Origin of the sequence: Thermogutta sp. (genome assembly GCF_014359955.1) — a bacterium.
GTDB lineage: Bacteria > Planctomycetota > Planctomycetia > Pirellulales > Thermoguttaceae > Thermogutta.
In genome coordinates, this window is sequence record NZ_JACIYL010000104.1 from 1 (window position 1) to 8,971 (window position 8,971).

The following is an 8,971-nucleotide window of genomic DNA, read 5'->3' on the forward strand; positions in this document are numbered from 1 at the left end:
GTTTGAAGTCCTGCGCCAGGGAAAATGGGTAGAACTTGTCAGAGAGCCGGGATATCCGGCGGGCCTTAACCACTGGATGACGCTGGATTTGACGCAGCTGCTGCAAAAAGGTGACCGGACACTCCGCCTGAAAACAAATATGGACCTGTATTGGGATCGGATTTTCCTTGCCGCAACGCGCGAGGGCAGAATCCAGCAATGGGAGATTCATCCCAGCACCGCAAATCTGACATACCGTGGCTTTCCGAGGGAGTACACGCCGGACGGCAAGCAACCCGCTCTCTTAGACTATGAAAGTGTAGATCTTACTTTTCCATGGAAGTGCATGCCAGGATATTACACCCGATTTGGTGACGTGACAGAACTCGTTACTCAGCGTGACGATGCATTTGTCATCATGGGGCCCGGCGAAGAATTGACGCTGCAATTCAACGTTCGCGAACTGTCCGAACCACCCCCGGGTTACATCCGCTCCTGGATCCTGAAAACTGACAGTTTTTGCAAAGACATGGATCTTCACACTGCGGCGGGAGACCGAGTGGAACCTCTTCCATTCCATGAAATGCGATCCTATCCGTATAGCCCGCCGGAGAAGTTTCCTGAAACACCGGCCACAATCAAAGCGCGAGAGGTTTACAACACTCGGTGGATGGGGGCGCGCAATGAACACTCGTTAGATTCTATTGCCTGGAATGAAAGATAACGGCAAGACGACGAACCAGCGCAACACCGTTACATTCATAGAATTGGCAGGTGACAGCTTTTACGCCCCGCTGCCAGACGGGCACAGGTATGGCCTTTTCCGATGAACTTTCAGGCTCGATGGTTGAAGACAGGAATCATCTCGACCTCGGCCTTAGCTTCTAACAGCCGATCTACTGTGGCATCTGCGATTCCGGGATGAGTTTCCCGCTTCGAATAATCCCAGGAACCACCCGGCATTTATTCGCGTTGACCTTGTCCCATTCGATCGTGCCAAAAATACCACGATATGGTGAAAGCGCGATCAGGTGTTTGTAAATGTCAACGCGGTCTATGTTATCGTGTTCCCCCTGTACTGACCGAGCAATAGCATCTACAAGCATGCGGACCGCATCGTAGGTCAACAGCACTGCATAGTCCGGCTCAACACCGAATTCTTTCCGGAACGCCTCCACGAAATCGTGCGACGTTTGACTGTCGTTTGGAATAAGGCACGGACAAATGATTCCCTCCGCTTGCTGGCCGAGCGATTTAACAACATTCACGCGCGAACCACGCGCGTCGCAGAGAATGTGCACGTTCGAGTTACGACAACGGATCTCGCGGACAATGGCAACAAGAAGTGACTGCGGGGCACTCACTACCAGCCAGTCGGGTGATTTCCCCAGCGATTCCCCCACTGCTTCTTTCACGGCTTGCTCCTCGTGTGGAACAAGAATAACCGAATTAACCGGGCAGCCAAAATGGAGGAGCCACTTGTTTAACTCACGCCAGAACCACTGAGAATCATGGTCACTCCCTAAAAGGACCGCAACTCGTTGCGGACGACCGGCAACGATTCGACGAGCCAGAATTGGAGCGATGAGGTGGTCCCCCGGGGCCAGCGCGAAGATCCACGGCACGCCTGCCAAATTGGTCGTCTTGTCAGTGGCTACCGGCGAAAGCAGAGGCAAATGTGCCTTGGCGACGATCGTTTCGGCGAGATGAGTGGTTTCGCCGTCTGTTCCGCCGATGACCCCGGCAACATTTTCCTGAAAAATGAGTTGTGCAAGGGCGGAGGCTCCGTCCGACCATGGAGAACCCTTGACGAGGGGAACCAGCCGGCACGGCGGAAGCCTGTCGCGCAGCTCTCTGGCTGCATCAGTGAGACTTCGTTGAGCCGCCCACCATAGACTGGCTGTTCCCAGATCATCGATTCCCGAGGGACCGAAATATCCGATAATGACCTCTTTCTTTGTCGCCATCACCGAACCACGAAGGAGCGGCGTGGCATTCTCCGGATCCCGGAGCTCAAAAAAAGGATGGATTGATCGCTCAAACGGATAAACAATTCCGTTATCCGGGCCGTCCGCAATAAGCTCAGCGGTTGGGGTTTCCCAAGCGGTCAATATTCCCACAATCGCGAAAAAAATCACGCACGCTCTGCCCATAAATTTGGACAAGCGTGGTCTTATGGGCGCGGAGTATAACAACTGTCGCATGGGAACCGGTGGTCGCAGCCGCCAAGTCTTAATCGAGAGTTAATTTTGTGAAACCTGAACACACCGAGCGGGCACCTCTTTCGGAAGGCCAAGGTCTTCTCTGGAGTAAAACTTCCACTCATTGTTTTCTCGGACCGCAAGATAAGCATCACTTGCCCGGTCTAAAACCGCCGTCAGCATTATATCGCCGGTAACCCCATGCCACGGATCGCGCCGCGTGGCCAGTACATCCCGTATCTTGGCGCGATTAAGCCCGGCGAGCTGGATTGCCCAAATCAATAGCTGAGTTCCATCGTAGGCATGCGCGGCATACGTTTCCGGCTCACAGCCGAATCGTGCCTTAAATTTCTGGCGAAATTCTTCCAGTCGGGAGTCATTTCGCGCGGGGTTCCATGGCGAAGCACAAACCACGCCTTCTGCATTTTGACCGGCGATTTTCACGAAATCGTCCAGCAGACAGCGATCGCATGCAAAGAAGGGTTGCTTCATGCCCATCTCGCGCATCTGGTTGAGGATGCGGGCACCATCTTCAGCGTCACCCCAATGGACAATCGCTTCCACCTGGGCGTCCGCCAGGCGCTGCAGCTCTAAAGAAAAATCCTGCTGCCCCACAAAGTAAGCCATTTCGATCGGAACAGGCCGTTCCAGGCGACGGCTCGCATCCCGAAATTCCCGCACTCCGAAGCGGCCATAGCGGTTGCTCGCTCGGATGATGCCCACCCGATTGAGCCCCAGCTTCTTATAGATATAATCCGCCAGAAGATAGCACTGACGCCGATCATCCGCAATAACCCGAATAACCCATGGAATATTCGTTTCGATAAATGTCGGATCGGTGTCGCCCGTGTTGATCACCGGGATTTCAGCTTTCAAAGCGACTCGAATCGCAATGTGACTGTTCGCTCCGTCAATCGTACCGATAATTGCCCAGACATTCTCTTTGTAGGCCAGGCGGATGATCTCATCTCCGGAAGATCCCCACAGGCCGTTATCATTACGCACGACCAGCTCAAACGGGATTTTACGCCGCCAGTACCCTCCTGCGGCATTCGCTTCCTCGATGGCAAGCTGGCAGCCGCGGAGCATCATCTTCCCGAGGTTCTCCTCATGACTTTTTCCGCCGGTTGCCACCGATACGGTCGGTTCAATAGGGCCTAAAAAACCGATCTTTACTGTGTCAACATGTGTTGGTTCAGGAATACCTCGCCCGGGCCCGGTGTATTCCATCTGTGTGAGAAAATGTCTTTTAAACGGCTGAGTCAGCCGTCCGAACGGATCCAACTCTTTAGGTGTATCTGCGTAAACCGGGTCAATGCGCAAGGGGAGTTGCGGCACCTTATAGGGCCCCGCCTGATTGATTCGTTCGAGGATGCTCAGTGTGTACTCATCAACGGGAAACGGGAATTTCTCCGGATTTGCAGAGGTTCGACTGGCCGTCCCCACTGTGGGACCAGAATCCGCAGCCACAGCAGCGCCTGTATAAAATGGCACCACAATGAGCAGCAACGCCACAACAGCAGTAAGCCGATACATAGCTCAACCCTCGCCAAACTGTTTATCGATTGGTACAGATTCACACTACTTTTTGCCTTCCGCGTTTATTTTATCGAGCCATTCGGGATGTCGTTTCACTCCCGGGTAGTAACCCCGGCCAATACCATGCGAAAGTCCCTTCGCGGTTCCGACCCATACATCATCGCCATCAAAGTCCATCGCGATAATGAAGTTATGGGCGATACTCGTTTTGAGAGGAACTTCCTTGATTTTTCGTCCCTGGCGGAAGACCTCCGCGCGGCCCGCCGGGTCATCCCCGTTGCGATAATACGAGACGTAAGTATCGGTAGCGTAGTCAGCAACGACGCCAAGTCCCTTGTCGGTGCACATCCAGCATTCCTGAGCGGATCGGGCCCGAAGGGCGTTGGTAAAGTCGCTGGGAATTCCAGTTTCGTGGGCATAAAAACCCCGCCAGTATCGACCGTCGTAGCGACACTGACCGAAATAGGTCGAGATCCACAGCGCTCCGCCAACGTAGTTGGCCGCGGTCGTAATGACATGTATGATTCCGTCATCCCGGAAGAGGTCAATCTCCATCTCCCGATCGGGATCGAGATAGACCTTCCACCTTTCGGTCGGCACGTCAAATTCGAGGCAGCCGCTTCCCCACACGGCAAGGAAAATCTTATTCACCTCGGGCGAGTAAAAGACGTTATAGTTCCAGATTTCCTCCATCGGCGCGTTTTTCTCGGTGAAAATCGTCCATTCTTTCGTTGTTGTATTGTAGCGGCTCGCCCCGGCAGTAGTCGCGCACCACACGTTATCGTGTTCTACTGCTATTCCATAGACGACATTATTGACCAGTCCACTGTTCAATTGATGAAAATGATCAAAACGCCCCCCGGAGAGGCGAGCCACACCGCCGCCGAAAAGCGCCAACCACACGTCGCCGGTTTTGGGGTCGACGTCAATCCCGGTTACCGCCCGCCAAGGAAGGCCGTCTTTCTCCTTCCACACAGTGAATTTCCGTGTCTTCTTGTCGTAACACGCCAGACCGTCTTCCGTTCCCACCCAAACCTTCTCGCCTGCACAGCGCACTGCGAAAATGTGATCGTTGGGTAGTCCATCCTCTTCTGTAAAGTTTTCCCACTCCGTGTAAACATACGGTAAATCGTCGTCCGTAACGTTATCCACGCTTTGACCAAAGGCCAGCTTGGGCAGCTGGGCATTCGGGGCTTTCTCCCCAGAGGCGGTCTCAGCCCATGCTGAGCCGATCGCGAGTAACGATATCATTACCCATAGAAATTCGGCGCGCCACATACTCGCTCCCATCCTTTCAATGATTTACAACGTCTTCAAATATTCAATCAAGTCATTCAATTGATCCTTTGTAAGATCGTTCGTCACGCCATGCGTATCGTAGGGGTTGTGCACAGTCCAGATTTCCTCCAGTGTCGGCGCAATGCCGTTATGGAGATACGGGGCAGAATTATAGATGTTCAGAAGCTGCGGCGTGTCAAAGACACCGTGCCGGTCCAGTTTCATTTTGGTGCCCACATCGTGACTTCGACGGTCCGTGTACAGCGGCGGCGGATGACACGTGACACAGCGTTTTTCCGGCGGGATCAATCGCCCATCGTTCGTATAAATTCTCTCGAAAATAGCCCGACCGCGTCGCTGCGCCGGCGTCAGCGGGGCCCCGACCGGGCGATGCCGATTCGGTGCGAGCGGAATCGTGCAGATATAGTAGTCCAGGGCCGTCAATTCCTCCGGTGTAAAAGGCTGAATGCGGGTGAAGAAGACGGCGAGGCGCGTGCCGCACTGCCGGGACAACGTCGGGTTGATCCCTTCCCATTTGAACGGGGATGTGTCAAGGATTCCTCTGAGAGTTCGGTTATCGACAGGGTTGACCCCAATATCGTCTTCAATATCATACGTCAATCCTTCGACATGCCCGTCGGGATGACAGCTCGCACAGGAAAATTGCCTGTGAAACGTATTCTTTGCGCTATGGAAAATGCGTTCGCCGAGTCGTTCACGGGTGATAATCTTCGGACCGCCCAGATCGATTGTTCCCACGAGGTCCAGCGATTGGATATCGATGACGCCGATCGAATCGTCGAGAGAATTGGCCACAAGGAGCCGTCCGCGCTTCTTGTCGAGCGCAAGCCCCCGTGGACAATGACCGACATCAATCTGCTTGATGACAAATTCGGTGGCAGGTCCGAGGTGATTGGGCAGAATAGCTTTTCTATCTTCGCCTGAGTATGAAAGAATGACCGTTTCAAGCTTTTTAAGATCGATAACGGCCACGCGGTTATTTCCCGAACTGCTGACAAACGCCCGAAGACCATCCGGGCTGATGACCACGTCGTGGGGATCGGGGAAGCATTCACCCGGTTCATCAAGCAGTACTTGATCAATCCGACCATCGGCCCAGAAAATTCCAAGCCCGTTAGTGACGGTCCAACCTTGGAGGAGACGCGTGATTGGAATCACGTTCTTGTGTCGGGCCAAGGTAAACAGTGCAAATCTCTGCTTCGGATCCCAGGTGACTCCACGGAGACCGTTAGCCCCCTCGGCGACCGGCCGATTCACAACCTGGGCCGTGCTCGTATCCACGATGGTCAACTCAGTCCGAGCCTCGGTACGGAACGGTACGAACCGCGAGTAGATATTCGTAACGACAAGCCATTTTCCATCCGGTGAAAGGCTCAACGACCAGGGACCGCGTCCCGCACTCAATGTTTTAACGACTTTGAACGATTTTAAGTCAACGACCGATATATCGTCCGAAAGAAAGTTACAGACATACAAATATTTTCCTTGTAAGTCAGTCAACAGTCCATGTGGTTCATCCCCGACGGGAATCGTTCGCACCACTTTTTTGGCACGAAGATCGACGACCGACACCGAGTCGTCCAGTCGGTTACTCACAAATGCGAAGAGACCGTCCGGAGTAAACGCCACATCGTGCGGTTGATGCCCCACAGGTATTTCGCCACGCACCGTCATGGTGTTCAAATCGAGTAAAGCGATCGTATTGGAAGCCTCGCAGGCCACGACCGCCACGTCACAGTTCGGCGATACCGCTATATTGACCGGCGTTTTATATACCACTTCCGAATTCTTAGTCGAGGGATCAGGCTGGGAAGGATGAGCAATTTTGGCCATCATCTGGTCAAAATCGAACGGTTTATCCGGGCTCGATTGATGGCATTCGAGGCAGGTTTCATGCGTGGGCTTCTTGAGCGAGCCGTCCTGCTGGGAAGGGTCACGCCGTCGCGACTCGACGTGCTGACTTCCCGGACCGTGACAGGCCTCGCATCCAACGCCTTCGAACAAGCTGTAGCTCTCGCGGATTGTCGCAGCCCGCACATGATAGGCTGTCGCGTGACACTTCAGGCATTCGCCAGCCGTGCGCGGATCTCCCTCCACACCGCGTTTTTTCGCCAATTGCTGTCCCTTGGTCGAACTCAAACACGCATACGCCCTGGCGTGTTTACTTTCAAGCCACTTGCTGAACTGCCATCCGGAGTGGGAACCATCGTGACAATCCGCACATACTGCAGATCCAACAAGGGCGGGCTGCGTCTTGTCCATGGGGGGTGCAGGCCGCTCCAGCGGTGAAAGCGACGCGTTAGCGGGAACCGGGTGTTTAATGGACTGCCAGCCTTTAGCAATATCGATACCGGATTTACCGAGTACGCGCTGGTGGGATTCCTTGGGCGCGTGACAGTAGATACAGCCTTCCAGGCCCGGCATGCGAAGCCCGCGTTCCATGGCCTTTTGCCGGTCCCGCATAATAGCGGCATCCGCATATTCGCTCCCGGGGCCGTGACATTTCTCACACTGAACACCGTCACGGATCGAGAAAGTCGGATCCAGTTCCCAGGGTTCCGCCTCTGCTGCCGTTGCGTGGCAACCCAGGCATATGCGAGACTGGTCCGGTTCCACAGCCACCCCGCTCAAGCGAGCGATCTGTCTGGCCTCGGGTTTGTGAAGGGCCGCATATGCGTGGGCATGCGCAGATTGCGCCCAAATGCCGCACTGATCGCCCAAAGAGTTCCCTTCATGGCACTCTGCGCATACCTTGACACCGACATAAACCGGCTGAAAATCGGGAGGTGCCGCCTCCACACTGTGAACCGCCCAAGCCACAGCGCAGATACTGACGACGGTCCCCGATATCCTCTTCCGCTTGACAAACGTCTTGCCGAATCGGAAGATAATCGTTCTAAATCCCACCATGCTCATTATCGCCGCATCACACTTTCGCATGCGCATATTTCTTGGATACTTAATATATTACATTGACATCTTACTCGACAGCTCTTCTATCGTTTTCCAAACGGCTTTGATCAGCTTTCACAGCGATTCCTTACTTCGGTTCAACCACTTTGAGAACCTGGTTCGCCTTCACGTTTTCCAATCGGGTTTTCTTCCCATTGGGCCAGGCTATCTCGACCCAGTCGGCCACGGTGTGGTCACCCAACCCAAAATGGACACGCGGGTCCATCTGTGACAGATATCCACGGGTCGGCACGGCGTCGCGGAACTGAATAAGCGACCCGGCCCGGACCGTGACTCTCGCACCGATCGCGTCTGTCTTTCCATTGGAGCGCTTGGGCCAAACCATGAGCCAATTCTTACGGTTCCCTCCATCGTTGCGTAAAAGCACGGGCCGATCATTGAGATTGATTATCAGAAGGTCCAGATCTCCGTCATTATCAAAGTCGCCGCACGCCACTGCCCGTCCTACATGCTTCTCGTGGAAATACGCCCCTGACCGGTGCGACACATCGACGAATTGGCGATTTCCCACATTCCTCAGAAGCACGTCCTCTTCCGGATATTCATGGTGGGCATCCCCATTCGCCACAAAGATATCCAGCCAGCCATCGTTATCGTAGTCGAAAATGACCGATCCCCAGCCGGTATACTGGCCGCACACGGCCGCGATTCGCGAACGCGCAGTCCAGTCCTCGAAATATTCACCGAAATTAATGAGTAAACAGCTATAATCCATATCCGGGATGAAAAGATCCAGAAGCCCATCGTGATCAATATCGCCAAAATCCGGTCCCATACTGGACACCCCCTGTCCTGCTTCTCCGAAGGCGAGTCCTCTGGGCAGGGCTTCGTTCCTGAACTTCCCTCCTCCCAGGTTCAGGAAGAAATCATTTGCCATTGCGTCGTTGGTGACATAGATATCGAGCAGGCCGTCATTATTCACATCGGCCACCGTCGCACTCATGCCGCGTCCTTCAGGATTCCACAGTCCTGTCTCTTTG

At 54.1% G+C, this 8,971-nt stretch carries 6 protein-coding genes; 1 reads left to right on the top strand and 5 read right to left on the bottom strand.

Going from position 1 to position 8,971, the window contains the following annotated elements:
- On the top strand, positions 1-703 hold a 703-nt coding region (locus H5U08_RS05140), incomplete at its 5' end, for a hypothetical protein (RefSeq protein WP_297030952.1).
- Between the two features lie 172 nt (positions 704-875).
- Here the strand turns inward: H5U08_RS05140 and H5U08_RS05145 are convergent.
- From H5U08_RS05145 to H5U08_RS05165, 5 genes are all read right to left on the bottom strand, one after another.
- Positions 876-2,117, bottom strand: a complete 1,242-nt coding sequence (locus H5U08_RS05145; protein ID WP_297030954.1) for an ABC transporter substrate-binding protein — start codon at positions 2,115-2,117, stop codon at positions 876-878.
- 105 nt (positions 2,118-2,222) lie between these two features.
- Positions 2,223-3,716: an ABC transporter substrate-binding protein gene (locus tag H5U08_RS05150; RefSeq protein WP_297030956.1), complete on the bottom strand. Its 1,494-nt coding sequence runs from the start codon at positions 3,714-3,716 to the stop codon at positions 2,223-2,225.
- A gap of 45 nt (positions 3,717-3,761) precedes the next feature.
- Positions 3,762-4,997, bottom strand: coding sequence for a hypothetical protein (locus tag H5U08_RS05155; protein WP_297030958.1), 1,236 nt, complete (start codon positions 4,995-4,997; stop codon positions 3,762-3,764).
- 24 nt (positions 4,998-5,021) lie between these two features.
- Positions 5,022-7,958, bottom strand: a complete 2,937-nt coding sequence (locus H5U08_RS05160) for a multiheme c-type cytochrome (RefSeq protein WP_297030959.1) — start codon at positions 7,956-7,958, stop codon at positions 5,022-5,024.
- Positions 7,959-8,058: 100 nt separating this feature from the next.
- The coding region (locus H5U08_RS05165; protein ID WP_297030961.1) for a CRTAC1 family protein at positions 8,059-8,971 on the bottom strand (913 nt) is incomplete at its 5' end.